Here is a 26,589-nt window from a genome sequence, read left to right as displayed (position 1 = left end):
CGACCGGTCAACGACCGTCGAGAAGAGGCTGCCGGGGATCCCAGCGAGGCCCGCCCTCATCGTCCTTACGGCGTCTGGCCATCGCTGACAAGGCCTCAAGGATAACCCGGTTCCCGAGGTAGGCGGTGATGTCGGCATGATCGTACGGCGGCGCCACCTCGACCACCTCCATTCCCGCTACGGGCAGCTCGTAACAGATCCTGCGGACGGCGTCGAGGAGCTGCCTGGCCGTCAGCCCGCCCGGCTCGGGCGTGCCGGTGCCGGGGGCGTGGCCGGGGTCGCACACGTCGATGTCGACCGAGAGGAAGACCTGGTCACACTCGTCGAGCGCGATGCCGAACGACTCCGTCAGGCACTCGTCGAGCCCGCGGGCCACGATCTCGGTCATCTCGTAGGAGCGCATGTTCTGGGCGGCCATCCAGCCGAGCGTCTCCGGCTCGGGCCAGTAGCCGCGCAGCCCGAGCTGCAGGAACCGGTCGCCGCGGATCGCCCCCGACTCGATCAGCCGCCGCATGGGCTGGCCGTGGCCGTACAAGTGGCCGAAGGAGATGTCGCCGGTGTCGGCGTGGGCGTCGAAGTGGATCATCGAGGTGCGCCCGGGCGCGTGGGCCCGGGCGGTGCCCCGCGCGTCCGGCAGCGCCACGGTGTGGTCGCCGCCGAGCACCAGCGGGATCGCGCCCGACGCGGCCACCCGGTGCACCGTCTCCTCGATGGCCGCCAGCGAGCCCTCGACGTCGCCGGAGTAGCACTCGACGTCGCCGGCGTCCAGCACTCTCAGGTCCCGCAGGGCGTCCACGCGCAGGGCCAGGCTGGGCCTGGAGCCGTCGTGGGGCAGGTAGCAGGCCTGGCGCAGTGCCATCGGCCCGAACCTGGCGCCGGGCCTGTTGGAGGTGCCGCCGTCGAACGGAGCTCCGATGATCACCACGTCCGCGTCGGCGTAGGTCGCCGGATCGCCCACGTCGCACCGGCCGACGCCGAGGAACGTGATGTCGGGCCCGTACATGGGTCCGTAACGCGCCATGGCCTGCACCTCCCGCCCCCATCATCACACGGGTTTCTCGGTCACCCCCGCGGAGTCGAACGTGGCCACGTCGTGCATGACGCGTACCGCGGCGCAGACCATCGGATGCGCGAGCAGACCGCCGGTGCCCTCGCCGAGCCGCAGCTCCAGCTCCACCAGCGGGCGCAGCCCGAGGTGGGCGAGCGCGGCGGTGTGGCCGGGCTCGGCCGAGCGGTGGCCCGCCACGCAGTGGTCGATCGCCGCGGGGTCGAGCGCGGCGGCCACGAGGGCGGCGGCGCCGGCGATGACGCCGTCGAGGATCACCGGCACGCGCTCCGCGGCGCCGCACAGGATGAGCCCGGCGATGGCCGCGTGCTCGAACCCGCCGACGGCGGCCAGGGCCCGCAGCGCCTCGCTGGGCGAGGAGGAGACGTCCGACACCGCGTTCACGCGCAGGGCCGAGCGGACGAGGCCGACCTTGCGCTCGTACGTCTCGTCGTCGATCCCCGTGCCCCTGCCGGTCACCTCCGCCGGGTCCATGCCGGTGAAGGCGGAGATCAGCGCCGCCGACGCGGTGGTGTTGGCGATGCCCATGTCGCCGGTGATCAGGCAGCGCGCGCCCGCGGCGATGAGCTCCTCGCCGACGAGGATGCCGGCCTCCAGCGCTCTGACGGCCTGGTCGACGGTCATGGCGGGGCCCCGCGACAGGTCCGCGGTGCCGTACGCGATCTTGTGCCTGATCAGCTGCGGCGCGTCGGGCAGGTCGGCGGCGACGCCGACGTCCACGACGGTCACCGTCGCGCCCGCCTGCGCGGCGAAGGCGTTGGCGACCGCGCCGCCGGCCAGGAAGTTGCCCACCATCTGCACGGTGACCTCCTGCGGCCACGGTGTGACGCCGCGCGCGTGCACGCCGTGGTCGGCGGCGAAGATGGCCAGCGCCGCCGGCTCGGGCATGGGCGGCGGGCTGACCCCCGCGGCGCCCGCGAGCCGGACGGCGACGTCCTCCAGTACGCCGAGCGAGCCGCGCGGCTTGGTGAGGCGGTCCTGATGGGCTCGGGCCTCGGCGAGCGCCCGCGGGTCTGCGGGACGGATCGCGGCGAGCGTCTCGGCGAGCACGGCAAACCTCCGGTCTAGGGGACGAGCTGGAGGATCTAGGGGACGAGCTGGAAGGTCTAGGGGACGAGCTGGAGGGCTTCCTCGTAGCGGTCGATCACGACGTCGGCCAGGATCTCGCAGTCGCCGATCACCTCGGCGCAGCGGATGTCGAGGTCGGGATGCCCCGCCCCGTACGCGAGCGCCTGCGCCCACACGCGCTCCAGCATGCCGCCCGCGAACAGCAGGTACGGCACCACGATCACCCGCTTGGCCCCGAGCCGCCGGCAGCGTTCGAGCCCGCCGGGCACTCCGGGCGGGGTGACCGACACGAAGGCGGTCTCGACGGTCATGTAGTCGTAGGCGTACGTCTCCCAGAACAGCCGCGAGACGCGGTGCACCTCGGCGTTCGCGGTCGCGTCCGTGGAGCCCTCGCCGACCAGGACGACGGCGGTCTCGCCCGGCTCGACGTGCGCGTGGAAGTCGTCGGACGGCGGCGCGTCCACGGAGCGGAGCCTCGGCCTGGCGCCGACCAGTTCGAGTGCGCGCGGCTTGGAGAGCTCGGCGGCGGCCTCGTTGAGCCGCTCGGCCAGCAGCGACAGCACGCGGGGGTCGGGGCCGAGGGGGCGGCCGTAGTCGTACATGAGGGTGGGGTGGCGCTGCTGCTCCAGCGCCATCGCGGCCGGGAACTCCTCGCTCACCCTGCTGAGGCTCAGCGGCAGCGCGACCAGCCGGTGGTGGCCCCTGGCGACGAGGGAGGCCACCGAGTCGCTCAGCCGGGGAGTGGCCCGCTCCAGGTAACCCCCTGACACGTCGGCGCCCGTCTGGTCGAGGCGGCAGCGGAGGCGGTGGACGAACCTGCCGAACTCCGCGGCGTAGGCGTCATCCTGTGAGCCCTGCCCGATCAGCAGGAGCGGCGGCTTCATTGTGAGGGATTCTCCGGTGCGGTAGACAAAGTCACGCGAGGATAACCGATGCGCACCGGTACGGAACAGGTCACCCTGTGTGTGCGGGCGTCGCGTGGACCACGAAGACGGGGTCGGAGGCGGTCAGGCGGTGTGAGCCGTCGGGGTCGAGGGTCAGTTTCGAGGCCATGATCTGGGTGCCCTCGCCATGGTAGCCCTGCTCGCGCAGCCGGTCGAGCACGGCCGCGACCTGCTCGACCTTGCTCAGCGCGCACACGAGCGCACGGGGGCGCCTGGCGGCGCAGGCCATCACCACGTCGAGGCCGCCGCCGCCCACGAAGACCGCGTCGGGGTCGGGCAGCGGCTCCAGCGCGGGCGGCGCCTGTCCTCTGGTCAGAGCCACTTTGACGCCGTGTTCGAGCACGTTGGCGCGCAGTTCGGCGCAGCGGCCCTCGTCTCGCTCGACGGCCACGACGGCGGCGCCCAGCCGGGCGCACTCGACGGCGATCCTGCCGGTACCCGCGCCCACGTCCCACACCAGGTCCCCGAGCCGGGGGCCCAGCTTGGCCAGCACGTACGCCCGCACCTCCGGCGGCAGCCCGCCCTCGTACGGCAGCGCCCACTCGGCCGGGCCAGGCCGCGCCCCCGCCACCCAGCTCGGCTCCTTGGGCTGGTGCAGCGGGTCGATGACGAGGACCACGTCGGGGTCCTTCCACGGCCTGGTGGTGGCCTCGCCCATCCGGCTGTGGGTGACCCGCTCGTCGGGCCCGCCCAGGTCCTCACAGACGATCAGCGCGCGTGGCGTCGTGGGGGCCAGCTCCCTGGCGATCTCGCCGGGGCCGACGCCGGGCGCGACGAGCAGCGCGACCTTGGGATGGGCGCGGCAGGCGTTGACCACCCGGTTGAGCTGGGCGGGGCCGGAAGGGGCGACGACCAGGGCGTCCTCCCAGTTGAGCCCGGCGCGGGCGAAGGCGCGGCCGACGAGCGAGACGGCCGGTAACACGTCCGGCTTGAGCCCGTGTTCGCGCAGGGTGCGGACGACGCCGAAGAAGCCGGGATCGCCCTCCGCGAGCACGACCGCGGGGCCCTGGCCGTGTTCGAGATGGTCGTCGATGGCTTCGAGCAGCGACCCGTCCACCGCGGTCTTCGCGTTGAGCTGGAGCCTTCCGAGCACGGCCGCGGGCGCCACCACGAGCCCGGCCTCCTGCAGTTTGCCCACCGCCCTGGCCGAGAGCTCGGACCCGTCCCAGCCGACCACCGTGATCATTGCGCCTCACCGTCCTCACCTCAAGGGTGACGGGTGCGGAGGTGTTTCACAAAGGGTGACAAGGTCAGTCCGGCGTGCCCCCGGGCCAGGCGGGCCGACTTGCCGCAGGCCAGGGACGGGTCTCCTCAGGCCGGCGCCGGGTCTCCTCAGGCCAGGTCGGACGGGATGAGGCTGTAGACGACCAGGTCCTCACCGCCGAGCGAAGCGCGGGCGACGCCCTCCCGGACGAAGCCGGCCTTCTCCGCGACCCGCTGCGACGCGGTGTTGCCGGGCGAGGCGCGCAACTGGAGCCGGCTGAAGCCCTGCCGCTCGAACAGCCAGCGGGCGATGGCCAGCACGGACTCACCCGCGTACCCCTTGCCCCTGGCCCAGGGGGCGGTCATGTAGCCGACCTCGGCCGTGCGGCTGCTCCAGTCGACGTCGCGCAGGGACACGTTGACGGCGAAGCGGCCCGTCTCCAGCTCCTCCGCCGTCCAGGTGATGCCGGCGCCCCTGATCCTGGTCCGCTCCGAGCCTTCGACGTAGGCCAGCGCGTGCTCCTCGCTGTAGCCGCGCGGCACGCCCGTCATGGCCTGGGTGAGCGCGTCGGCGCCGGTGGCGGCCAGGTCGCGGACGTCGCCGGGGGACGGATGGCGCAGCAGCAGGCGCGCTGTGTGCAACTCGGTCCTGGGCAGGGCGTCGGCGGGCAGGCGGCCGTCCTCGCGCAGGAGGCCGAACATGACCAGGTCGTGCGTCCCGTCCTCGTCGAGCACGGCCGAGCGCAGCACGCCCTCCCAGGTGAAGCCCGATTTGAGCGCAACGCTGAGCGAGGCCGGGTTGTCCAGGTTGGCCGTCAGGTCGATCCTGCGCAGCCGCGTGGTGTCGAACACCCAGCCCGTCAGCCCGCGTACGGCCTCGGTGGCCAAGCCGCGGCGGCGGTAGAGGGGGTGCACGCCGTACCCGACCTCGGTCGTTCCGGCCTCCCACGAGGTCTTGAACAGGCTGATGGCCCCTACGACGACCCCGTCGGCGTCGGCCATGGCCAGGTGGACGCCCTGTCCTGAGCGGCGCAGCTCGTGCACGCCGTGCGTGAGCCAGCGCGCGATGCCGGAGGTCCTGGTGGGCGCGCCCGGCGGGAGGAAACGGACGCCGGACTGCACGACGGACCTGATCCGCGCGGCGTCCCCGGGGCCGAAGGGGCGGAGCGTCAGCCGTGCGGTGGCGATGCTCACGTCGGGATCGAACACGCTGGGCAGGGTACACAGTCGCGATGTTTGCCCACGAAAGCGGGGGTAAGGGGGCGCTTGGGAGAGGAGTGAGAGAACCATGCGACGTGGGAGCGACAAGCACGGCCCCCGTCTGGACGAGCAGCAGAAGCACGAGACCGAGGGCATGGCCGATCACGCCAAGGCGCTCGGCATCGGTGTGGAGAGGCGGAGGTGGTGACGGGTGCGGCTTGACTTCATCAGGCGCCTGTACGAGCGGCCAGGACCGTACGCGTCGGTCTACCTCGGTGCCTTCACCGGCCCCGAACGCCGGGCCCACTGGCGCGGCGCGCGTGACCGGCTCGGCCGGCTCACCGAGACGACCCTGGACGCGCTGGAGGAGGAGGCCCTGCGGCCCGCCGCCGGGCGGGCGCTGTTCGCCACGGACGGTGACGTCGTGCTGGCCGAGTCGCTCGACCGCCAGCCCGACGAGATGACCATGTGGACGCCGCTGCCGCACGTCACGCCCATGCTGATGCTGCGCGGCGAGAACGTGCCGCACATCCGGGTCATCGTGGACCACGCGGGGGCCGAGGTGACCGTGTTCGCGGGCGGGTCACCGCGGACGACCACCGTGCAGGCCGCCTCCTGGCCGCTGCAGAAGACCGCGCAGGGAGGCTGGTCGCAGAAGCGCTACGAGCAGGCCGTGGACGAGACCTGGGAGAAGAACGCGGTCGCCGTGGCCCACGAGATCGACGAGCAGGTACGCCGCATCGGCGCGGAGCTGGTGCTGATCGCCGGCGAGCCGAAGTCGCGCTCCTACCTAATGCGCCACCTCGGCACCAAGGCCGCCGACCGGGTGACCATGGTCGAGCACGGCAGCCGTGAGAACCACGGCAGGTTCGAGGAGGACGTGGAGCGGGCCCTGGACGACTGGCTCGACCAGCGGCGCGCCGAGCTGCTGGAACGGCACCAGGAGTCCTCGGGGCCCACCGGCATGGCCCGGGTCTCGAAGGCCCTGCGCGAGGGCCGGGTGCACGCCCTGCTGGTGCCCGGCGAGATGCCGAAGCCGGTCTGGATCGGCGAGGGCGGCACGCAGCTGTGCACCGACCGGGAGGAGCTGCACCGGTGGGGCGTGGCCGAGCCGATCCAGGAGCGCTCGGACTCCGCACTGGCCAGGGCCGCGGCGATGACGGACGCGGAGCTGTGGTTCAGCGACGCGGTCGACGACGTCGCCGCGGTGCTCAGGTACTGACGACCGCGCTCAGGGCCGGGCGCCGGCGATCACGCGCTGACGACCGCTCTCAGATCCGGTGATCACGTGCTGATGATCACTTCCAGGGTACGGGGGCCGTGCACGCCCTCGACCCGGTTGAGCTCGATGTCACTCGTGGCCGAGGGACCACTGATCCAGGTGAGCGGACGGGCCGGGTCGAGCCGGGCGACGGCCTCGGGGACGCCGGCCACGATCTGGTCGGCCCGCACCACGCACAGGTGGTAGTCGGGGACCAGCGTCTGCGCCCGCGTGCCCTGGCCCGGCCCGTGGTCGAGCACGATGGTGCCGGTCTCGGCGATGGCCACGGCGCAGTTCGTCACCACGCCGTCGGCGGTCTTGAGGTCGCTCCAGCCGCCCGGCCGGTCGAAGCCGTCCGGGACGATCATGCGGCGCTCGCCCAGGCATTCGTCGAGCTTGGCGGGCACGTCCGCCGCCGGCACCACGTGGACGATCGCCCGGTAGTCGTCGACCCGCTCGGCGAACAGCCCGACGAGGTCCTCCACCTGCCGTTCCGTCCGGTAGTGGCGGGGGATCTCCACCTCCGCGCCGCCGGCGACGGCCCGGCCGATCCGGGCGAGGATCTCCTCACGCGCGCTCATTCCGCTCCCACCAGTCTCTGAACGATTCTTCGGGAATGTCGGGCAGATCCCGGGTGTCGGTCCAGGCCGACAGCGGGCCGGGCAACCGCTTCGGCACCAGCTTGCGCAGCCGTCCGGCCGCCCGCTGGGCCTTGGCCAGCCGCTCGTGGTCGCTCAGGATCCAGCCGGCCACCTTCATGCCCACCTGCTCCGCCGCCGCGTGCGGCGCCTTGGCCCGCAGGTCGACCAGCACCTCCGGGATGTCGATGGCCACCGGGCACGCCTCGTAGCAGGCCCCGCAGAGGCTGGAGGCGAACGGCAGCGAGGCGTCGAGCTCGGAGGACATGCCTCTGAGCTGCGGGGTGAGGATCGCGCCGATCGGCCCTGGATAGACCGAGCCGTACGCGTGGCCGCCCGCGCGCTCGTAGACCGGGCAGACGTTCAGGCAGGCCGAGCAGCGGATGCAGCGCAGCGCCTGGCGGCCCACCTCGTCGGCGAGCACGTCGGTGCGGCCGTTGTCGAGCAGCACGAGGTGGAAGTCCTGGCCCTCGACCGCGCCCGTCCACATGCTCGTGTACGGATTCATCCGCTCACCCGTGGAGCTTCTGGGCAGGAGCTGGAGGAACACCTCCAGATCCCGCCAGGAGGGCAGCAGCTTCTCGATCCCGACGACGCTGATGAGGGTCTCGGGCAGGGTCAGGCACATCCGGCCGTTGCCCTCCGACTCCAGCACCACCAGCGTGCCGGTCTCGGCCACCATGAAGTTCGCGCCGGAGATCGCGACCTTGGCCTTGAGGAAACGTTCGCGCAGGTGCAGCCGGGCCGCCTCGGTCAGCGCGGGCGGGTCGTCGGTGAGGTCGGGCGAGACATCCGGCATCTTGTCGAGGAAGATCTCGCGGATCTCCGACCGGTTGCGGTGGATCGCCGGGACCAGGATGTGGCTGGGGAAGTCGTCGCCGAGCTGGACGATCAGCTCCGCCAGGTCGGTCTCGTACGCGGTGATGCCGTGCTCGGCCAGCGCCTCGTTGAGCTGGATCTCCTGGGTGGCCATCGACTTGACCTTGACCACCTCGCGCTCGCCGGTGGCCTTGACCAGGCCGGTCACGATGCGGTTGGCCTCGGCGGCGTCCCTGGCCCAGTGGACGGTGCCGCCCGCCCCGGTCACGGCCGTTTCGAGCTGCACGAGGTAGCGGTCGAGGTGGCGCAGGGTGTGATCCTTGATCGCCTTGCCGGCGGCCCTGAGCTCCTGCCAGTCGGGCAGCTCGGCGACGACGCCCGCGCGCTTGCCGCGGATCGTGTGCGTCGCCTTGCGGAGGTTGAAGCGGAGCTGGGAGTCCTGGACGGCCTTGCGGGAGTTCTCCGGGAAACTCCCGGGCATGCCGAGAAAGGTGGCGCTCATGGGCCCTCCTCCGTCGATGCGAGGATTTCGGCCAGGTGCATGGTCCTGACGCCGGTCTTCTGGCGGCGCAGGGTGCCGCCGATGTGCATCAGGCACGAGTTGTCGGCCGCGCAGAGCACCTCGGCGCCGGTGTCCTGGATGTGGCGGACCTTGTCGGCGCCCATCGCGGCCGAGACGGCGGGGTTCTTCACCGCGAACGTGCCGCCGAAGCCGCAGCACTCCTCCGAGCCGGGCAGCGGCACCAACTCCAGGCCGCGGACGTTGCGCAGCAGCCGGGCGGGCCGGTCGCCCAGGTGCAGGCCGCGGAGCGAGTGGCACGTCGGGTGATATGTCACCCGGTGCGGGAAATATGCGCCGACGTCCTCGACCTTCAGGACGTCGATCAGGAACTCGGACAGTTCGTACACCTTCGGCGCGACCTCGGCGATGGCCGCCGCTCCCCTGCTGCCCGGTTTGGCCAGCTTCGGGTACTGCTCGCGCACCATGGCCGCGCACGACCCCGAGGGCGCGACGACGGCGTCGTAACCGGCGAACACCTCGGTGAAGTGGCGGGCCAGCCGTACGCCGTCCTCCCGGTAACCGGTGTTGACGTGCATCTGCCCGCAGCACGTCTGCGCGGCGGGGAAGTCGACCTCACAGCCGAGCCTGCGCAGGAGCGACACGACGGCCTTGCCGGTGCCGGGGAAGAGCGTGTCGTTCACGCACGTGATGAACAGGGCAACGCGCACGGCTCTCCTTCCGCTAATGGTCTGACCACAGTATGGTCAGACCATATCGAACCATCACGAATCCGGCCAGCATCCATCCCGGCACCAGGAGGCTTCGTTGGACGGCACCGGCTGGCGTCCCGTCAAGCGAACGCGGACGTTCGAGGACGTACTCGCTCAGATCGAGCGGCGCATCACCGAGGACGGCCTCACCGTGGGCGACCGGCTGCCCGCCGAACGCCAGCTCGCCGAGCAGCTCGGCGTGAGCCGATCGTCGGTACGCGAGGCCATGCGCGTGCTGGAGACCCTCGGCGTGGTCTCCTCCCAGGTGGGCCGGGGCCCCGACGCCGGCGCCGTGCTCACCTCACGGCCGGACTCGGCGCTGACCGACCTGCTCCGGCTGCACCTGGGCCTGGCAAGCCTGGAGATGCGCGAGGTCATCGGAACCCGGCACATGATCGAGCAGTGGGCGGCGGCCCAGGCGGCCACCGCCCGCGCCGACACCTCCGCGCTCGCCGCCGCCCTGGCCGAGATGGATGCGGCGGGCTCGGCCGAGGAGTTCGTCGAGCACGACACGGCCTTCCACTGCGCCATCGCTGATGCCTCGGGCAACCGGCTCATCGCCGCCATCATGCGGTCGCTGCGCGACTCGATGCGGAAGTACTCGGTCGAGGCGGTACGACGCCTCGGGGACACGTCGATCCTGCGCGCCGACCACGTCCGCATCCTGGAGGCCCTCGAACGCGGCGAGGCGGACGAAGCCGTCGCGGCCGTCTCGGAGCATCTGGCGCACGCGTACCCCTCGCTGTTCACCTGAGCCGGCCCGGAGCTCTGGAGAGTCACAACCGGCCCCGGGCCGTCACTGCTGCCGGTCGGCCTCGCGGCAGCCGGCCCCCGCGCACCGCACCATCCCGTGCAGGAGCGCGTCCAGCCGGGCCATGAGCGCCGGATCGGCGCTCGCCGCCAGGTTGTGCAACTGGTAGGGATCGGCGTGCAGGTCGTAGAGCTGCAGCTCCCCGGTCTCGTACCGGACATAGGTGTACTGATCAGTGCGCAACGCCCGATAGGCCGGCACCGGCGTCTGGGCCGCCGACGACCGGTTGAGCGGCCGGTTGAACTCGACCAGCACGTGCTTGCGCCACTCTCCCAGCGACCGGCCGCGCAGCATCGGCACGAGCGAGCGCCCCTCCGCGAACGGCGGCACCGTGGCCCCGCCGAGCTCGGCGAACGTCGGCGCCAGGTCGATCGTGGCCCCCATCTGCGTGACCGCCGACGCTACCGGCACGCCGGGACCCCTGACGACGAGGGGGATGTGGATGGCCTCCTCGAACGGCGTGGTCTTGCCCTGCTTGAGCCGGTGCGTGCCGAGATGGAAGCCGTTGTCGGAGGTGAAGAAGATGTAGGTGTTGTCGAGCTTGCCGGTGTCCTGGAGCGCCTGGACCACCGTGCCGACGAGGTCGTCGACGCCGAGCATGGAGCGCAGCCTGGTGCGATATCGCTCGTCGATCTCGGCCACGGTCTCCGGCGTGAACGGCGGCCGCTCGCGCAGCCAGAGCGGTTCGGCGGAGACGTCGGGCTGGTTGAACGAGGGCGTGCGCGGCGCCATGGCCAGCGGGAACGCGTCGGCGTGCCGGTAGGCGGGGTTGGCCGGGTTGTGCGGGCCGATGGGCGCGAGATAGAGGAAGAACGGCTCGTCGGACCCGGCGATGAAGTCGCGCGCCTTACCGGCCAGCACGTCGGCCAGGTAGTCCTGCTCCGACCAGCCGTAGTCGAACAGGCCGCCGTTCTCGTTGAGCCGGTAGCCGTACTCCTGGTAGAGCTGGCGCACCGGCACGTCCCACTCGTCCCAGCCTGGCGGCACGTACGCCTCAGGAGCCGAGTTGCCCGGATAGTGGTTGAGGAACTTGCCCATGAGCGCCGTGCGGTAGCCGGCCTCCTGCATCCAGGTGCCGATCGTGGAACGTTCCAGATTCTGCTCGTGGAAGCGGGCGAAGCCGCCTTCCGGCGCCGTGTTGGTCAGGACGCCGTGGCTGTGGACGTGCTGGGAGCGCAGGATCGAGGCCCTGGACGGGCAGCACCAGGAGTTGGTGACGAAGAAGCGGTCGAACGAGGTGCCCTGCCTGACCAGGTGCTGGGTGATGTTCGGAAAGTACGGCAGCGTGCCGTTCTCCAGGTCGTCGGCCAGGATCAGGACGATGTTCGGCCGGGAGCCGCCCTCGGCCATCGTCGGCCCCGCCGCCGGCAGCAGAAGCAGCAGGCAGGCGACGAGACGGCACAAACCCTTGAGCACAGAGTGTGACTACCCAGGATCTTCCGCCATTGACACGCAGACCGCCCACCGCCGTAATAGAACTTAATTCCGGAGGTGTCTTATGAAGCTCGGCCTGAACCTCGGCTACTGGCAGCGCAACGCCGACGACGCGACAGAATCGGTGCTCGCCGCCGAGCGGCTCGGCTACGACTCGGTGTGGACGGCGGAGGCGTACGGCAGCGACGTGTTCACGCCGCTGGCCTGGTACGGCGCGCGGACGACCCGCATCAAGCTGGGCACCTCGATCGCCCAGCTGTCGGCCAGGCCGCCGGTCACGACCGCGATGACCGCGATGACGCTCGACGCTCTCACCGGCGGCCGGCTGCTGCTGGGGGTGGGCGCCTCGGGCCCGCAGGTCGTGGAGGGCTGGTACGGCCAGCCGTTCGCCCGCCCGCTGGCCAGGACGCGCGAGTACATCGAGATCATGCGCAAGGTCTGGCGGCGCGAGGAGCCGGTCACGTCCGACGGGCCCCACTACCCGCTGCCGCTGCCGGGCGGGCTGGGCAAACCGCTCAAGTCCATCACTCATCCGCTCCGCCCCGACATCCCCGTCTATCTCGGGGCGGAGGGGCCGAAGAACGTCGCGCTGGCCGCCGAACTCGGGCAGGGCTGGCTGCCGCTGTTCGCGTTCCCTGAGAAGATCGAGCAGATGTACGGCGAGGCGCTGTCGGGCGCCCGGCCCGGCTTCGACGTGGCGGCCATGGTGATGGTGATCATCTCCGACGACGTCAAGGCGGCGCTCGACGGCGTGAAGATGATGCTCACGCTCTACATCGGCGGCATGGGCGCCAAGCAGCGCAACTTCCACGCCGACATCATCGGCCGGATGGGCTACGCCGAGGCCGCGGAGCACATCCAGTCGCTCTACTTGGCGGGGCGCAAGGACGAGGCGTTCCGGGCGATCCCGGACGAGCTGGCCGACGGCATCTCGCTCGTCGGCCCGCCCGGCCGGATCAAGGAACGCCTGGAGCTGTGGCACCGCAGCCCGGTGACGAGCCTGCTCGTGATGGGGCCGCGCGACGAGCCCTCGCTGAAGCTCGTCCGCGACCTCGTCCTCGGCTGAGGCCCTCTGGCCTCTGCCTGGGCGCCCGCCCGGTGGATGTCAGTCCGGGCGCGGGGCCGGGTCGGCGGTGACCGAGCGGAGCAGCGGGCGGCTCAGGGCGCCCGCCCCGATCACGCCGGCGAAGCCCACGACGACGCATCCCGCCAGCGTGATCGCCCCGGCCGCGTTGACCCCGCCGATCATGAACGGCAGCGCGCAGAACGCCCCCACCAGGATCGCTCCCCCGCCCATCACCGCCAGCGGGATGAGCGTCTCGGACCGGCGGGCCCGGTCCAGCACCGACAGCGGCGTGCCCGCCAGGCGCAGCAGCCCGTACGTCTGCCGCCGGTCCAGCACCGACGACATGGCGGTGATCCCCGAGCTGGCGATGGCCACCAGGAACGACACCGACAGCACCACGATCGTGCCCACCCGCACGTCGGCGAGGATCTCGACGCCGAAGCGCTCGTCGTCGGCCTCCGTGGTGGGCGTGCGTCCCGGCACGAGCCCGGCCAGCGCCGTACGGGCCCTGTCCACGTCCGCCTCACCCGCCGCGCTACCCAGGGCCGCGACCACGACGTTCTTCACCGGCTTCACCTCGGCCGTCACCCCCGCCTCGCGCAGCCGCTCGCGGGCCTGCCGCACCACCTGCTCCGCCTGCCCGGCGGGCGCGGTGATCCGCAGCTGGGGCGGTCCTCCGGGGTCCTGGTCGAACGTCGCCGGGCTGAGCAGGCCGAGGAAGCCCGCCACAAACCCGGTCAGCGCCACCCCGCTCACCGTCCGCCAGGCCGAGCGCGGGTCGTCCACCAGCCGGCGGCCCGCGAGCAGCCGGGCCGGGCCGCGCGCCGTCGCCGCCGTGATCCGGCCGATCAGGCCGACCACCCACGGGCCCACCAGGTTGACGCAGAGGAAGGCGAGAGCCAGCGCCACCGCGATGATCGAGACGCTGGTGCCCCTGGTCAGCATCGGGAACACGGCCAGCACCGCCAGCAGGGCGAGCACCCGTACGAACCGCATGGCGGGCGGCGTCTCGCGCTTGGCCACGCCGAGCGGGCTCACCACGACCCGCCGCAGACCGGCCACCGCCGACAGCCCGACCAGCAGCGGCACCGCGACCAGCACCCCGGCCAGCACCAGCGGTCCGGGGAACAGGTCGGCGGCGAACCACCGCCCGCCCTGCATCTCGATCCCGGCCAGCAGCGGCACGGCCAGGGCGAAGACAGCGGCGCCCACGAGCGCACCGGCCAGCGCGACGATCACCGCCTCGGTCACGGTCATGCCCACGACCTGGCCCGGCGTCGCCCCGATCAGCCGCAGAGCCGCCAGCCGCTGATCGCGCCTGGCCACCGTGAGCCGGGCCGCCGCGCCCCCGAAGACGAGCAGCGGCACCGCCATCAGCACGCTGGCGACGAGCGAGAGCATCCGGTACGCCTCCGCGTCCTCGCTCGGCGTTCCCGCCAGGCTCGCGACCTTGACCGGCGGCTTGCCGAGCAGCCAGTCGTCGGAGCGGGCGGCGGTCATCTCGGGCGAGTCCGCCTGCCGGCCGACGACGGCGACGAGCTCGTCCGGATGGACGAGGGCCGCGTCGCCGAGCACCCCCTTGGGCGCGGGGTAGCGGGCGGCGAGCTGGTCGGCGGGCAGTTCCCTGGCCAGCTCGGCCAGGGCGGGCGACAGCCACACCTCGCCGGGCGCGGGGAAGCGCGGCATACCGGGCGGCGGGGCCGGGGTCCTGCCGTCCAGCGCGGCCAGGTCGACGACGGTGACGGTCCGGTCGCGGACGAAGTCGAAGCGCGACGCCTCGATCGCCACGGCGCCGGACGTGGCCGGGACCGGGTTGCGCCAGGCGCCGCGCTCGGCCCTGGCCTGGAAGGCGGAGTTCGCGGCCACCGCGAACAGCAGCAGCGCCGTGGCCACGGCGACGGCGCCCAGCGTCAGCCAGGCGCCCAACAGCCCCCTGCGCCCGCCGCCCTTGAGCAGCCGCCAGGTCAGGTCGAGGTTCACGGGCGCACCCCGCCCTTGAGCAGCGGCCAGGTCGGGGCAAGGTTCGTGCGCGCGTTCGCCTGCGGGTGCCAGGTCAGGTCAAGGTTCATGCGCGCATTCGAGATCAGGACGGGGTTCACGCCATCGCCCCGCTCGTCAGGAGCCGGCCGTCGCGGACCTCGACCGTGCGGTCGCACCAGGCGGCCACGTTCGGATCGTGGGTGACGACGATCAGGCACGCGCCGTTGTGCTTGGTCGCCTCCACCAACAGCCGCATCGTCTCCTGCCCCGTCTGCTGGTCGAGCGCCCCCGTGGGCTCGTCGGCGAACACCACGGCCGGCTTGCTCACCAGCGCCCTGGCGATGGCCACCCGCTGCGCCTGACCGCCGGACAGCTCGCCGGGCCGCCGCGTCTCCATGGAGTGCAGGCCGAGGGGCCCGAACCACTCGCGCGCCTGCCGTACCGCCTGGGTCCTCGGCACGCCGCCCAGCATGAGCGGGAGCGCCACGTTCTCGTCGGCGGGCAGCTCGGGCAGGAGCTGGCCGAACTGGAAGACGAAGCCGAAGCGGGTGCGGCGCAGCGCGCTGCGCCGCCGCTCGCCGAGCGCGTCGATGCGCTGGCCGAGCAGGTGCACCTCACCGCCGTCCGGCTTCATGATGCCGGCCAGGCAGTGCAGCAGGGTCGACTTGCCGGAACCGCTCGGCCCCATGATCGCCACCGCTTCGCCGGCCCGTACCGCGATGTCCACGCCACCGAGGGCGACCGTCTGCCCGAACCGTTTGGCCAGGGCCCGTCCAACAAGCACGTCGTTCATGACGTCCAGCGTGGCCGGGGGCGGGGGTGCGCCGGATCGGCCGTGCGTCCATTTCCGCCTCAGCCGAACGACCGATCCTTAGAGTTGGGGCCGTGACTATTCGGGTTCTCATCGCCGACGACCAGCAACTCGTACGAACCGGCTTTCAGATGATTCTGGACGCGCAACCGGACATGGAGGTCGTGTCCGCGGTCGCGGACGGCGCCGAGGCCGTGGCGGAGGCCAGGCGGCTGCGGCCGGACGTGTGCCTGCTCGACATCAGGATGCCCAAGCTCGACGGGCTGGAGGTGACCCGCGCGCTGGCCGGGCCCGGCGTGGAGAACCCGCTGCGCGTGGTCATCGTCACCACGTTCGACCTGGACGAGTACGTCTACGGAGCCCTGCGCTCCGGCGCCATCGGCTTCCTGCTCAAGGACAGCGGGCCGACGCTGCTCATCGAGGCGGTCAGGGCCGCCGCGGCGGGCGACTCGCTGGTGTCGCCGTCGGTGACCGTACGGCTGCTGCAGCACCTGTCCAGGCCCCGGCGCAGCGCACCGCCGATGGACGACCCGCTGACGGACCGCGAGCTGGACGTGGTGCGCCTGGTGGCCAAGGGGCGGACCAACCAGGAGGTGGCCGCAGAGCTGTTCGTGTCGTTGTCGACGGTGAAGACGCACCTGGGCAGCATCTTCGCCAAGCTCGGTGTCCGCAATCGGGTTGAAATCGCAGCTTGGGCGTGGGAATCCGGCGTGGTGAGCTGATTAACAGCGGGGCCGGCGGGATACAAGTGAATCAGAACCTCAGCGCATGGCCCGGGGGGAGAACAACGTGCGCTACACCCAGGCATCGCCCGCCAGAGCCGCCACCGCCGTCTACGTCACCCTCACCGCCCAGGTCCTCTCCCTCGGCGCCCTCGTGATCTTCGAGCAGTCCATGGGCCGCGAACTCGCCGCCCGCCTCGCCGCCTTCGGCGGTCGTCCCGTGGGGGCCGACGCGGAGGCGGTGGTGGGTGCGGTGACCACGTTCGCGGTGCTGATGATGACCGTGGCCGGCACCTCGATCGCGGCCGCGGCCGCCTACGTGACCTGGCTCGTGCGAGCCAGGCAGGCCAACGACCGCTCGGCCGCGACCGGCCCGGTGGCGGCGGCCTGGCTGGTGCCCGGCGTCAACCTGTTCGCTCCGGCGGTGCTGGTCGACGAGGTCTGGCGCGGCACCCGCCCGCCGGCCGGCCGCCGGGGCCGGTGGCTGGCGCTGCTGACCGGATGGTGGCTGAGCTGGCTGGCCACGCTCGCGCTGGTGACGATCCGGCTGCCGCTCGACAGCTCGGCCGGTGGCCTGACCGGGGTGGGGGCGCCTGAGCTGGTGTGCGCGCTGGTGGCGGCCCTGCTGTGCGCGGGGACGGTGCGTGAGCTGACCCGGCTGCAGCACGCGGCCCGCGACGCCAGGCCGGGCGCGGCGCCCGCCTTCGCCGCGGCCCCGGCCCCAGTCTCGGCCCCAATCTCGGCCCCAATCTCGGCCTCTGCGGCGCCGTCCGTGATCTCACCGCCTCCCACGTTCTCGCCGAGCGCCGTGATCGAGGGGCCGCTGGCGACCGACTCCCACTGACAGGCCCCGAAAGAACGCGCGCTCAGGCCGCGGTCGGGCCCGAGCTGCCCGGGCTGGCGTGCCAGAGCTTCCTGGGCGGGCCCGCGAGAGCGGGGGCGAGGTCGGCGTAGGGCGAGAGCCGGAAGCCGTTGGCGTACTCGATCGCGCGTCCTCCGACGCCCGCCGCGTCCTCGGGCGTCCGGTCGAGGACGGCGCGCACCGCCTCGACGCCCTGGGAGCGCCAGAGCGCGTCGAGGTCGGCCAGGTTCCAGCAGTCGACCGCCCGCATGGTCACCGCCCGCGTCCCCGTGCGCCTGACCACGCCCTTGGCCAGCATGAGCCACGAGCCGAACACGGTCGAGGCGCAGTGGCCCTGCACCGACTCGAAGAAGGTCAGGTCGATCGGCCCCGTCGAGTCGTCGAGGGTGGTGAAGATGACCCGCTGCCCCGAGCGCACGGCCGGCGTCTGGGTCGCCACCTTGACCCCCGCCACCAGGATCTCCGCCCCGTTGCGCTGGGCGAGCAGGTCGCGGGAACGTACCACGCCGAGCGCGTCGAGCAGCTCGTCGTGGAAGCTGATGACGTGCCGGCTGACGTCGATGCCGAGGATCTCCAGCTCGGCCTCGACCATCTCCGTCTCGGTCATCTCGGGCAGCTCCCCCGGCGGCAGGTGCTCGCCGAACCCCAGCGGCAACTGGACCGCCGGAGGAGCCGCGTTCCTGGCAGACGACAGGTCCATGTGCGACAGGTGCGAGCTGTAGCGCTTCGACTTGCGCGGCCCGGCCCGCACGCCGATTGCCGAGGTCCGGTCGAGCGCTCCGACCTGGGCGATCAGGTCGCGCCTGGTCAGCTCGCCCGGCCGCCAGCGGGGCCCGCCCGGGTGGAGGTCGTGCAGCGCGTCGAGCCCGCCGACCTGGACGATCCGCTCGATCGTGGGCCGCGAGGGCCTGGCACGGTCCCAGAAGTCGGCCAGCGACGTGTACGGCTGCCCGGCCACCATGCGTTCGACCTCCGCCTCGCTCACCCCCTTGACCGCCGAGAACGGCACGCGCAGCGCGTACCCCTTGCCGATGTCGCCGGCCCTGAACTCCCTGCGCGGCGCGGCCGGTCCTTCCAGCGCGGCCGGGCGCACCCGCACCTGGACGCGCGGCCCGAGCCGCTCCACCCGCCAGTCCTTGCCCGACTTGTTGATGTCCAGCGGCAGGATCTTCACCCCGCACTGCCTGGCCTCGTCGATGATGACCCGCGGCGGGTACATGCCGGGCTCGTGCGTGAGCACCCCGGCGAAGAACGCCGCCGCGTGGTGCCGCTTGAGCCAGGCCGACTGGTAGGTGGGCAGCGCGAACGCGGCCGCGTGCGCCTTGCAGAACCCGAATGCCCCGAACGCGTCCAGCACCTGCCAGGCCCGCTCCACCTCCGCGTCACCGAACCCGTTGGCCCTGGCCATGGGCGTGAACGTCCTGCGCACCCGCTCGCGCCCCTCGGGCGTGTCGAGCGTGCGCCGCAGCTTCTCGGCGAACGACAGGTCGCGCCCGGTCATCACCGAGATGATCTTCAGCACCTGCTCGTGGAACACCACAACGCCGTGCGTCTCCTTCAGCGCCTCGCGCAGCCTCTCGTGCGGATAGTACGGCTGCCGCCACCCGTGCCTGGCCTCCAGGTAGGGCGTGACCATGTCGGAGTTGACCGGTCCAGGACGGAACAGCGAGATGTCCACGATCAGGTCGTGCATCCTGCGCGGCTCCAGCTTGGCCACCAGCTCGCGCTGGCCGGGCGACTCGATCTGGAAGCAGCCGAGGGTCCTGGACGCGCAGATCATGTCGTAGGTGTCCTGGTCGTCGTGGGGGACGTACTGGACCTCCGGGTCGTCGCCGCGCTGGGTGTCCAGCTCGACCACGACGTCGTCGACCCGCTTGACCTCGCTCAGCGCGTACGCCAGCGCGGACTGCATCCGCACGCCCAGCACGTCGAGCTTGAGCAGCCCTGCCTCCTCCACGTCGTCCTTGTCGAACTGCGACATGGGGAACTCCAGCAGGCTGCGCTCGACCGGCGTCCGGTCGCGCAGGCCGCTGTTGCCGATCAGCACGCCGCACGGGTGCAGCGCGATGTGCCTGGGCAGCCCGTCGAGCTTCTCCGCCAGCCGGAACACCCGGTCCAGGCCCGCCTCTCCGAGCCGGCTCTCGCGCAGCTCGGGCAGGTCGCTCAGGGACGCGGTGATCTGCCTGGCCCTGATGTGCGGGAACGCCTTGGCGATGGCGTCGATCTCGTGCGGCGGCAGGCCCATCGCCCCGGCGACGTCGCGGATGGCGCTGCGTGCCCGGTAGGTCTCCATCATGGACACGCAGGCCACGCGGGCCTCGCCGTAGCGTTCGAAGATGGCCTGGTAGCAGTCGAGCCGGCGGGCCGACTCCACGTCCACGTCGATGTCGGGCAGCCCGATGCGGCCCTCGGACAGGAAGCGCTCCATGAGCAGGCCGTGTTCGAGCGGATCGACCTCGCCGATGCCGATGAGGTAGTTGACCAGGCTGCCCGCGCCCGAGCCGCGGATGGCGCAGCGGACGCCCATGCCGCGGATCATGTCGGTGATGCCGGCCACGGCGATGAAGTATCCGGACAGGCGCTTGCGCTCGATGACGGCCAGTTCGGCCCGCAGGCGCTCCCTGGCCTCGCCGGAGCGGTCGAGGCCGCGCCTGATCAGCCCGTCCTCGACGCGGTGGCGCAGCAGCGGCACCGGGTCGCGGCCGACCTCGGGCAGGTGCAGGGCGGGCGGGTCGTTGCGGAGCGCGAGCAGGTCGAGCGGTTCCATCGCGCACGCCTCGGCCAGCCGCCTGGTGGTGTGCAGCAGCCGGGCCACCCGTTGCTGGTCGGCGCCGCACACCTTGGCCGCCACCTGCCACATCTCCTTGGTGCTCTTGAGGTAGGCGTGGGAGGTGGTGCGTTCCAGGTGGCGCGGGTGCAGCGGGACGAGCTGGCGGGCCGCGTCGAGCACGTCGCCCACCTGGTGGTCGGCCGGGTCGAGGTAGCGCGCCGCGTTGGTCAGCACGGCGGGCACGCCCATGGACTCGGCCAGGCCGAGCATGCGGACGGCCGTGATGGCGTCGCGGAAGCCGTACTGGTCGACCAGTTCGACGACCACGCCGGGCACGGCGGCGCGCCACAGGCCGAGCAGCGTCCTCGCGTGCTCATCGCGCCGGTCGGCGACCGCGCGGCCCACGTCGGATCGGGGGCCGAGCAGCACCACGAGCCCGTCGTCAGCGCCGAACCCGTGGTCTCCGCCGGGACCGCCGGCCCATTCGCCGATCAGCTCCCTGGCCACCTTGGGCGCGCCGCGCTCGCCCGCGTGGTGGGCGGCCGTGACCAGGCGGCACAGGCGCGACCAGCCCTTGCCCCTGGACAGCACGGTGACGCGGTCCTCGGCTCCCGGGCCGGTCTTAGGGCGCCGCGCAGCCGCCCCGGGCACCGGGGCGAAGGGCGAGGCGGGGACGTCGAGGGCGAGGTCCACGCCGAGCACCGGCGCGATGCCGGCCTCCGCGCACGCCTGGACGTGCTTGATCGCGCCGTAGAGCCCGTCGCGGTCGGTCAGCGCGAGGATGTCCATCCCGTGCTCCACCGCCCGGTTCACCAGGGCGCGCGGGAAGGCGGTGCCGTAGCGCATGGAGTAGGCGGAGGACACGTGCAGGTGCGGAAACGGGGGCGCCATCAGTCCCACGCCCTCAGCAGCAGCCAGCCGTTGCCCGCGGTGTCGTAACGCAGCTCGTAGGAGCCCGACTCGCGGCCCGGGCTGGCCTCGACCCGCCAGAAGCGGCGTTCGCCCGGATCGCCCTCGCCGGTCTTCCACCACTCGCGCGCGACCACCCAGTGGTCGAGGACGCTCCGGACGAGGTAGAGCCGGTCACGCCAGACGAACTGGGTCGGCTCCCCGTCTCGGGTCCACACCTCTATCGGATCGCCATAGAGTCTGCTCAAGACGCTTCTCCCCGCCAGGCTCTGGTCCTTATGCTGAGCCACCCGGGGGAAGACGGGCGCTTACGACTCGAACATATGTTCTCTGCGCTCGAAACGCAAGTCGCCGGGCTCCCGTACGAGCGGGTTGGCCCCGATCGAGTTGCGGATGCTGAAGGCCACGCTGCCCGCCCGGTAACGGTCGTCCGACGACTCCACCGGCCGGCCCTCGTGCGTGGTCGTCACCCGTCGCTGGCGCAGCAGCGGGCTGCCCCTGCGCACGCCCAGCAGCCGGGCGTCCTCGGCGCCTGCGGGGACCGCGTCGATGAGATGCTCGCCGTAGGCGAACACCAGGCCGACGGACTCGTACAGCGCCTCGGTGACCGATCCGCAGTCGGCGGGCAGGCTCTCCACGGCGGCGGCCACCCATCCGGCGTAGACCGTGCGCTCCAGCAGCACGGGCTCGTCCTCCAGCGAGCGCAGCCGGAGCACCTCCAGCACCTCGCCGGAGCCGAGCCGCGCGGGCTCCGAGCCGCTCGCGGGCCGGCGGCGCTGGGCGATCACCCGGCCGCCGTAACGGTAGCCGTTCGCGCGCGCCCACTGGGCGAAGCTGTGCAGCTCGGCGAAGCTCTGGCTGCGCGTCCTGCCGAGCACGATGCGCCTGGCGCCCTGCCGGGAGCCGACCAGGCCCTCGGCGGCCAGCACCGCGACCGCCTGCCGTACGGTGCCGCGGGCCGCGGCGAAACGCCCGGCCAGCTCCGCCTCGCTCGGAAGCTGCGAACCGACCGGATGGGCGCCGGACAGGATGTCGTCCCGCAGCTCATCAGCGATCCGTTCATAGCGGGCAACCATCCCCGACCCTTCCTATTCATGAAAGAGCAACACTTATGCGACTTACTGGTGCTCGCTTGTTTGTACAAGTTCCCCTACGTTCTTGCCACACCCCCTGGAAAGTGGAGGCGTCGTGTTCACACCTCGCGCCCGCGCGGCCGGCGTTGTCGCAGTCCTGACCGTAGTCACCGCGGCGTGCGGCGCCGCCCCGAGTTCCCAGACCACCCAAGCATCCCAAGGCGGAGTGAACGCGGCCACGGCCACGTCCGCCGCCGACTTCGGCGGATTCGACCAGCTGGTCGCCGCGGCCAAGAAGGAAGGCGCCCTGCACGTCATCGCCCTGCCGCCCAACTGGGCGAACTACGGCGAGATCATCGAGAAGTTCCAGGCCAAGTACGGCATCAAGATCGAGAGCGAGACCCCCGACGCGGCCAGCGCCGACGAGATCAACGCGGTCAAGACGCGCAAGGGCCAGGACCGCGCCCCCGACGTGCTCGACCTCGGCCAGGCGTTCGCGATCAGCGGCGCCAAGGAGGGGCTGTTCGCCCCGTACAAGGTGCAGACGTTCGACAAGATCCCCGAGGGCCAGAAGGAGCCCACCGGGCTCTGGGTCAACGACTACGGCGGCTACGTCTCCATCGGCTGCGACGCCAAGCAGATCAAGACCTGCCCGACGAGCTTCGCCGACCTGCTCAAGCCCGAGTACAAGGGCCAGGTCGCGATGAACGGCAACCCGACCGAGGCCGGCTCCGCCTTCGCCGGCGTGTACGCGGCCGCCATCGCGAACGGCGGCTCCTTCGCCGACATCCAGCCCGGCATCGAGTTCTTCAAGAAGCTCAAGGACGCCGGCAACTACAACCCGGTCGAGACCACGCCCGCGACCATCGAGAAGGGCGAGACCAAGATCAGCATCGACTGGGACTACAACAACGCCGCCTACGCGCCCCAGATGACGGCCAACGGCATCGACTGGAAGGTGAACATCCCCACCGACGGCCAGTACTTCCAGATGTACGCCCAGGCCGTCAACAAGGACGCCCCCCACCCGGCCGCCGCCCGCCTGTGGCAGGAGTACCTCTACAGCGCCGAGGGCCAGAACCTCTACCTCAAGGGCTTCGCCCGCCCCGTCCTGCTGCCCGCGATGACCGCCGACGGCACCGTGGACAAGGCGCTGGCGGACAAGCTGCCCGCGGTCGAGGGCACGCCCACGTTCCCGACGACCGAGCAGGTGGACGCGGCCAAGGCCAAGCTGGCCTCCGGCTGGGACGCCGCGATCTCCGGATGACCCGCACCCGTTCGAGGGGCTGGCTCGGCGCGCTCCCGCTGCTGGCGTTCTTCGCCTTCGTGTTCGGCGTCCCCGCCGTCGCGCTGGTGGTGGGCGCGTTCACGGCGCAGGGGCGGCCGAGCCTGGCCAACCTGACACAGAGCCTGCAGGGCGGCTACCTCACCGCCATGATCGGCAGCGTCAAGCTGTCGGCCGTGGTCGCGCTGCTCGGCGCGGTCCTGGGCACGTTCCTGGCCCAGGCGGTCGTGGCCTCGCGCGGCACGCTGCTGCGTGAGGCCGTGCTGACCGCCTCCGGCGTGCTGGCCAACTTCGGCGGGGTGCCGCTGGCCTTCTTCTGGATCGCCACGCTCGGCAACTCCGGCGTGATCAGCGGCCTGGTCGGGCTGCCCTCGGGCTCCCTCTACACGTTCTGGGGGCTGGTCGTGGTCTACCTGTACTTCTCCGTCCCGCTCATGGTGCTCGTCATGGCCCCGGCGCTGGACGGGCTGCGGCCGCAGTGGCGCGAGGCGGCGGCGAGCAGCGGGGCCACCTCGTGGCACTACTGGCGCTTCGTCGCGCTGCCGGTGCTGGCCCCGGCCATGCTGGGCGGCGTGGTGCTGCTGTTCGGCTCCTCCTTCTCCGCGTACGCGACCGCCAACGCCATGGTCGGCACCGTCGTCCCGCTCGTCACGCTGAAGATCGCCAGCGCGCTGACCGGCGACGTGCTGATCGGCTACGAGAACATCGCGCTGGCGCTCAGCCTCGACATGGTCGTGGTGGCCGGGCTGGTGATGGCGATCTACCTGCCGCTGCAGAGGAGGACCTCCCGATGGCTGCACTGACCGGCCTGGAACGGGTCTCCGGCACCGTCACGCGGCGACCGAGGGCGGCCTGGCGCGGCGTGGTGTTCGCGCTGGCCGCGGCCTACTTCCTGGTCCCGCTGGGCACCTCCGTCTGGTACACGATCTACACGCCCACCACCGGAGTGTCGTTCTCCGCGTACGGGGAACTGCTCACCGCCGACGGCTTCGCGCGCTCGCTGTCGCTCTCGCTCGGGCTGGCCGTGGCCACGATCGCGGTGGTGCTGCTGCTCGCGCTGCCCGCGATGCTGGCCGTACGGCTCTTCGCGCCGGGGCTGCGGGTGGTGATGGAGGTGCTGTGCACGCTGCCGCTGGTGGTGCCGCCGATCACGTTCGTGGCGGGGATCGGCACGTCGCTGCGCAATGGGACGGAGGTGCTGGCGCCGACGCCGTTCTGGGCCACGCTCATCGCGGTGCAGGACCCGGCCTTCCCCGTCGTGCTCGTGCTGGCGTACGTGGTGCTGGTGCTGCCGTTCGTGTACCGGTCGCTGGACGCCGGGCTGCGCACGATGGACGTGCGCACGCTGGTGGAGGCGGCCCGCAACCTGGGGGCGTCGTGGCCGTACGTGCTGGTGCGGGTGATCGTGCCCAACCTGCGCTCGGCCCTGGCCAGCGCGTCGTTCCTGACGCTGGCACTGGTGCTGGGCGAGTACACCGTGGCCAGCCTGCTCGGGTACGAGCCGTTCGCCGTGTGGATCGTGACCGTCTCGGGCTCCAAGGGGCAGCTCTCCGTCGCGGTGTCGATCCTCAGCCTGCTGCTCATCTGGTTGTTGCTGCTCGCCGTGTCCACGGTGTTCGGCAGGAAGAGGGAGAAATGACGGCATCGGTGGAGTTCCGCGGGCTGCGGCGCGCGTACGGCAGAACGGTCGCGCTCGACGGGCTGGACCTGATCGTGGCGCCCGGCGAGTTCGTCGCCCTGCTGGGCCCTTCCGGCTGCGGCAAGACGACGGCGCTGCGCTGCGTGGCCGGCTTCGAGCGGCCCGACTCCGGCGCCGTGCTCGTGGACGGCAAGGACGTCACCGACGTCCCGGCCAACAAGCGGGACGCGGGCATGGTCTTCCAGTCCTACTCCCTCTTCCCCAACCTGAACGCCCGCGACAACGTCGCCTTCGGCCTGCGCGTGCGCAAGATCCCGGTGGCCACCAGGCACTCCAGAGCCGACGAACTGCTCGAACTCGTCGGCCTGCCCGCGCACGCCGACCGCTACCCGCACCAGTTGTCCGGCGGCCAGCAGCAGCGCGTCGCGCTGGCCCGCGCGCTCGCCCTGGAGCCACGCGTCCTGCTGCTGGACGAGCCGCTGTCGGCACTGGACGCCAAGGTACGCGTGAGCCTGCGCGAGGAGATCCGCCGCCTGCAGCTCGACCTGGGCATCACCACCATCTTCGTGACCCACGACCAGGAAGAGGCCCTGTCGATCGCCGATCGCGTGGCGGTGCTGCGCGACGGGCGGCTGGAACAGGTCGGCGCCCCCGCCGAGGTGTACGACCGGCCCGCCACGCCCTTCGTGGCCGAGTTCGTCGGCACCATGAACCACCTGGCCGGGCGCGTGTCCGGGGACCAGGTGACGGTGCTGGGCCAGATCCTGCCCGTGGACGGTCCCGTACCTGAGGATCCGTCCGTGGACGTCCTGGTACGTCCTGAGGCGGTCACGGTCGTCCTCTCCCCCGACGGGCCGGCCGAGGTGGTGGCCGCGTCGTTCAGAGGCGCCTCCGTGCGGCTCAGGCTCGCGGTGGAGGGCGGGGAGGTGCTCGCGGACGTCCCCGGCCACGAGGCGGCCCAGCTCGGCCCCGGGACGCGGGTCACGGTGCGGCTGGTGGAGCGGCCGGTGCTGGTGGCCGAGCGCACGGTCACCGTTCCCGCGCCCGTCGTGGCGGCCGATGCGGTCTGAGCTCGCCGTGCCGTCCCGCCGAGGCGGCCCCGACGCGGTCCTGCTGGACATGGACGGCACGCTGGTGGACACCGAGGGCCTGTGGTGGCAGGCCGTCGCCGCCGTCGCGGGCCGTCCGCTGACCGAGGCCGACACGCCGTACGTGCACGGGCGCACGATCGAGGACGTCGCCCGCCACCTCGGTGAGCCGGCGCTCACCGGCCGGCTCACCGAGGCGTTCGGCGAACGCGTCTCCCGTGACCTGACGGTCGTGGCCGGGGCGGCGGAGCTCCTGTCCGGGCTGGCCGCGGCCGCCATCCCGACGGCCCTGGTCAGCGCGTCGCCCCGGAGCATCGTGGAGCTGGTGCTGCCGCGGCTGGGGCACGCGTTCGACCTGGTCATCGCGGACGAGGACACGCCGCGGGGCAAGCCGTGGCCCGACCCGTACCTGGAGGCGGCCCGGCGGCTCGGCACCGTGCCGTCACGGTGCGTGGCCGTCGAGGACAGCCCGGCCGGGATCGCGGCGGCGAGCGCGGCGGGGTGCCTGGTGCTGGTCGCGGGGCCCGAGAACGGGCTGCCCTCGCTCGACCGCCTGCGCGAGTCGTTCACCTGCTTTCCCGGGGACCGTCCTGAAGGGAACGCCGAGGGGGCCTGCGACGAGCGCTGAGGGTGCGCGTGTGGCGCGACTGCGGCGGTAGGCCTTGTAT

The 26,589-nt window shown here is 72.1% G+C and carries 24 protein-coding genes; 10 read left to right on the top strand and 14 right to left on the bottom strand.

Annotation, left to right across the window (positions count from 1 at the left end; all coding sequences use genetic code 11):
* Positions 1-7: 7 nt before the first annotated feature.
* From speB to AB0C27_RS40285, 5 genes are all read right to left on the bottom strand, one after another.
* Positions 8-1,021: an agmatinase gene (speB, locus tag AB0C27_RS40305; RefSeq protein ID WP_357855897.1), complete on the bottom strand. Its 1,014-nt coding sequence runs from the start codon at positions 1,019-1,021 to the stop codon at positions 8-10.
* A 24-nt stretch (positions 1,022-1,045) separates the two neighbouring features.
* The gene (gene cobT, locus AB0C27_RS40300; protein ID WP_357855894.1) at positions 1,046-2,116 is read right to left on the bottom strand and encodes a nicotinate-nucleotide--dimethylbenzimidazole phosphoribosyltransferase; all 1,071 of its coding nucleotides are present in this window, start codon (positions 2,114-2,116) and stop codon (positions 1,046-1,048) included.
* Between the two features lie 56 nt (positions 2,117-2,172).
* A complete protein-coding gene (locus AB0C27_RS40295) occupies positions 2,173-3,018 on the bottom strand; it encodes a sirohydrochlorin chelatase (protein WP_357855890.1) in 846 nt (281 codons plus the stop codon).
* Between the two features lie 70 nt (positions 3,019-3,088).
* On the bottom strand, positions 3,089-4,264 hold the full coding sequence (cbiE, locus tag AB0C27_RS40290) for a precorrin-6y C5,15-methyltransferase (decarboxylating) subunit CbiE (RefSeq protein ID WP_357855887.1): 1,176 nt from the start codon (positions 4,262-4,264) through the stop codon (positions 3,089-3,091).
* 146 nt (positions 4,265-4,410) lie between these two features.
* The gene (locus AB0C27_RS40285; RefSeq protein ID WP_357855884.1) at positions 4,411-5,490 is read right to left on the bottom strand and encodes a GNAT family N-acetyltransferase; all 1,080 of its coding nucleotides are present in this window, start codon (positions 5,488-5,490) and stop codon (positions 4,411-4,413) included.
* A 202-nt stretch (positions 5,491-5,692) separates the two neighbouring features.
* Here AB0C27_RS40285 and AB0C27_RS40280 point away from each other — a divergent pair, with 202 nt between their 5' ends.
* Entirely contained in the window at positions 5,693-6,703 is a 1,011-nt protein-coding gene (locus AB0C27_RS40280; protein WP_357855881.1) for a Vms1/Ankzf1 family peptidyl-tRNA hydrolase, read from the top strand.
* Positions 6,704-6,765: 62 nt separating this feature from the next.
* On the opposite strand, the gene AB0C27_RS40275 is transcribed toward AB0C27_RS40280, so the two are convergent.
* Genes AB0C27_RS40275 through AB0C27_RS40265 form a run of 3 tightly spaced genes read right to left on the bottom strand, consistent with a single transcriptional unit; the run spans position 6,766 to position 9,429 of the window.
* Positions 6,766-7,323 (bottom strand): LUD domain-containing protein, encoded by a 558-nt coding sequence (locus AB0C27_RS40275; RefSeq protein WP_346105710.1) that lies wholly within the window; start codon positions 7,321-7,323, stop codon positions 6,766-6,768.
* Positions 7,310-8,701 carry a lactate utilization protein B gene (locus tag AB0C27_RS40270; RefSeq protein ID WP_357855877.1) on the bottom strand — a complete coding sequence of 464 codons (1,392 nt, stop codon included), beginning with the start codon at positions 8,699-8,701 and terminating at the stop codon, positions 7,310-7,312. The genes AB0C27_RS40275 and AB0C27_RS40270 overlap by 14 nt, the downstream gene beginning before the upstream one ends.
* On the bottom strand, positions 8,698-9,429 hold the full coding sequence (locus AB0C27_RS40265; RefSeq protein ID WP_357855874.1) for a (Fe-S)-binding protein: 732 nt from the start codon (positions 9,427-9,429) through the stop codon (positions 8,698-8,700). The genes AB0C27_RS40270 and AB0C27_RS40265 overlap by 4 nt, the downstream gene beginning before the upstream one ends.
* Positions 9,430-9,526: 97 nt before the next feature.
* On the opposite strand from AB0C27_RS40265, the gene AB0C27_RS40260 reads away from it, so the two are divergent.
* Positions 9,527-10,225, top strand: a complete 699-nt coding sequence (locus tag AB0C27_RS40260; protein WP_357855871.1) for an FCD domain-containing protein — start codon at positions 9,527-9,529, stop codon at positions 10,223-10,225.
* A 42-nt stretch (positions 10,226-10,267) separates the two neighbouring features.
* Here AB0C27_RS40260 and AB0C27_RS40255 read toward each other — a convergent pair whose 3' ends face one another.
* A complete protein-coding gene (locus AB0C27_RS40255; protein ID WP_357855868.1) occupies positions 10,268-11,698 on the bottom strand; it encodes a sulfatase in 1,431 nt (476 codons plus the stop codon).
* An 82-nt stretch (positions 11,699-11,780) separates the two neighbouring features.
* On the opposite strand from AB0C27_RS40255, the gene AB0C27_RS40250 reads away from it, so the two are divergent.
* Positions 11,781-12,782, top strand: a complete 1,002-nt coding sequence (locus AB0C27_RS40250) for an LLM class F420-dependent oxidoreductase (RefSeq protein ID WP_357855865.1) — start codon at positions 11,781-11,783, stop codon at positions 12,780-12,782.
* Between the two features lie 39 nt (positions 12,783-12,821).
* Here AB0C27_RS40250 and AB0C27_RS40245 read toward each other — a convergent pair whose 3' ends face one another.
* A complete protein-coding gene (locus AB0C27_RS40245; protein WP_357855862.1) occupies positions 12,822-14,762 on the bottom strand; it encodes an FtsX-like permease family protein in 1,941 nt (646 codons plus the stop codon).
* A 115-nt stretch (positions 14,763-14,877) separates the two neighbouring features.
* A complete protein-coding gene (locus AB0C27_RS40240) occupies positions 14,878-15,555 on the bottom strand; it encodes an ABC transporter ATP-binding protein (protein ID WP_357855859.1) in 678 nt (225 codons plus the stop codon).
* Positions 15,556-15,647: 92 nt separating this feature from the next.
* Here AB0C27_RS40240 and AB0C27_RS40235 point away from each other — a divergent pair, with 92 nt between their 5' ends.
* Together AB0C27_RS40235 and AB0C27_RS40230 are read left to right on the top strand one after the other, a co-directional pair.
* Positions 15,648-16,295, top strand: a complete 648-nt coding sequence (locus AB0C27_RS40235) for a response regulator transcription factor (RefSeq protein WP_346105724.1) — start codon at positions 15,648-15,650, stop codon at positions 16,293-16,295.
* Between the two features lie 46 nt (positions 16,296-16,341).
* Positions 16,342-17,139: a DUF4328 domain-containing protein gene (locus AB0C27_RS40230; protein ID WP_357855855.1), complete on the top strand. Its 798-nt coding sequence runs from the start codon at positions 16,342-16,344 to the stop codon at positions 17,137-17,139.
* A gap of 22 nt (positions 17,140-17,161) precedes the next feature.
* On the opposite strand, the gene dnaE is transcribed toward AB0C27_RS40230, so the two are convergent.
* From dnaE to AB0C27_RS40215, 3 genes are read right to left on the bottom strand one after another with little or no spacing between them, the layout of a single operon-like run.
* Positions 17,162-20,818: a DNA polymerase III subunit alpha gene (gene dnaE / locus AB0C27_RS40225; protein WP_357855852.1), complete on the bottom strand. Its 3,657-nt coding sequence runs from the start codon at positions 20,816-20,818 to the stop codon at positions 17,162-17,164.
* Positions 20,818-21,084, bottom strand: a complete 267-nt coding sequence (locus tag AB0C27_RS40220; RefSeq protein ID WP_346105731.1) for a DUF6504 family protein — start codon at positions 21,082-21,084, stop codon at positions 20,818-20,820. The genes dnaE and AB0C27_RS40220 overlap by 1 nt, the downstream gene beginning before the upstream one ends.
* A 60-nt stretch (positions 21,085-21,144) precedes the next feature.
* Entirely contained in the window at positions 21,145-21,912 is a 768-nt protein-coding gene (locus AB0C27_RS40215) for a GntR family transcriptional regulator (protein WP_357855848.1), read from the bottom strand.
* 223 nt (positions 21,913-22,135) lie between these two features.
* Here AB0C27_RS40215 and AB0C27_RS40210 point away from each other — a divergent pair, with 223 nt between their 5' ends.
* From AB0C27_RS40210 to AB0C27_RS40190, 5 genes are read left to right on the top strand one after another with little or no spacing between them, the layout of a single operon-like run.
* Complete coding sequence (locus AB0C27_RS40210; RefSeq protein WP_357855845.1) at positions 22,136-23,176, top strand: extracellular solute-binding protein; 1,041 nt, start codon at positions 22,136-22,138, stop codon at positions 23,174-23,176.
* Positions 23,173-23,997, top strand: coding sequence for an ABC transporter permease subunit (locus tag AB0C27_RS40205; RefSeq protein ID WP_357855842.1), 825 nt, complete (start codon positions 23,173-23,175; stop codon positions 23,995-23,997). Before AB0C27_RS40210 ends, AB0C27_RS40205 begins: the two co-directional genes overlap by 4 nt.
* Positions 23,985-24,833, top strand: a complete 849-nt coding sequence (locus AB0C27_RS40200) for an ABC transporter permease subunit (RefSeq protein ID WP_357855838.1) — start codon at positions 23,985-23,987, stop codon at positions 24,831-24,833. The genes AB0C27_RS40205 and AB0C27_RS40200 overlap by 13 nt, the downstream gene beginning before the upstream one ends.
* The gene (locus AB0C27_RS40195; protein WP_357855835.1) at positions 24,830-25,903 is read left to right on the top strand and encodes an ABC transporter ATP-binding protein; all 1,074 of its coding nucleotides are present in this window, start codon (positions 24,830-24,832) and stop codon (positions 25,901-25,903) included. Before AB0C27_RS40200 ends, AB0C27_RS40195 begins: the two co-directional genes overlap by 4 nt.
* Entirely contained in the window at positions 25,893-26,549 is a 657-nt protein-coding gene (locus AB0C27_RS40190) for an HAD family phosphatase (RefSeq protein WP_357855832.1), read from the top strand. Before AB0C27_RS40195 ends, AB0C27_RS40190 begins: the two co-directional genes overlap by 11 nt.
* Positions 26,550-26,589 lie beyond the last annotated feature (40 nt).

Origin of the sequence: Nonomuraea sp. NPDC048882 (assembly GCF_040649755.1) — a bacterium.
Lineage (GTDB): Bacteria > Actinomycetota > Actinomycetes > Streptosporangiales > Streptosporangiaceae > Nonomuraea > Nonomuraea maheshkhaliensis.
The sequence above is the reverse complement of the archived record's forward strand: the minus strand, read 5'-3'. Positions and strand labels throughout refer to the sequence as shown.

Bases quoted from the DNA above. Each gene is read 5' to 3' on its own strand.
- AB0C27_RS40190 (WP_357855832.1), top strand. From the start codon at position 25,893: ATGCGGTCTGAGCTCGCCGTGCCGTCCCGCCGAGGCGGCCCCGACGCG.
- AB0C27_RS40230 (WP_357855855.1), top strand. From the start codon at position 16,342: ATGGCCCGGGGGGAGAACAACGTGCGCTACACCCAGGCATCGCCCGCC.
- AB0C27_RS40240 (WP_357855859.1), bottom strand. From the start codon at position 15,555: ATGAACGACGTGCTTGTTGGACGGGCCCTGGCCAAACGGTTCGGGCAG.
- dnaE (WP_357855852.1), bottom strand. From the start codon at position 20,818: ATGGCGCCCCCGTTTCCGCACCTGCACGTGTCCTCCGCCTACTCCATG.
- AB0C27_RS40295 (WP_357855890.1), bottom strand. From the start codon at position 3,018: ATGAAGCCGCCGCTCCTGCTGATCGGGCAGGGCTCACAGGATGACGCC.
- AB0C27_RS40275 (WP_346105710.1), bottom strand. From the start codon at position 7,323: ATGAGCGCGCGTGAGGAGATCCTCGCCCGGATCGGCCGGGCCGTCGCC.
- AB0C27_RS40205 (WP_357855842.1), top strand. From the start codon at position 23,173: ATGACCCGCACCCGTTCGAGGGGCTGGCTCGGCGCGCTCCCGCTGCTG.
- speB (WP_357855897.1), bottom strand. From the start codon at position 1,021: ATGGCGCGTTACGGACCCATGTACGGGCCCGACATCACGTTCCTCGGC.
- AB0C27_RS40195 (WP_357855835.1), top strand. From the start codon at position 24,830: ATGACGGCATCGGTGGAGTTCCGCGGGCTGCGGCGCGCGTACGGCAGA.
- cbiE (WP_357855887.1), bottom strand. From the start codon at position 4,264: ATGATCACGGTGGTCGGCTGGGACGGGTCCGAGCTCTCGGCCAGGGCG.
- AB0C27_RS40270 (WP_357855877.1), bottom strand. From the start codon at position 8,701: ATGAGCGCCACCTTTCTCGGCATGCCCGGGAGTTTCCCGGAGAACTCC.
- AB0C27_RS40215 (WP_357855848.1), bottom strand. From the start codon at position 21,912: ATGGTTGCCCGCTATGAACGGATCGCTGATGAGCTGCGGGACGACATC.
- AB0C27_RS40200 (WP_357855838.1), top strand. From the start codon at position 23,985: ATGGCTGCACTGACCGGCCTGGAACGGGTCTCCGGCACCGTCACGCGG.
- AB0C27_RS40250 (WP_357855865.1), top strand. From the start codon at position 11,781: ATGAAGCTCGGCCTGAACCTCGGCTACTGGCAGCGCAACGCCGACGAC.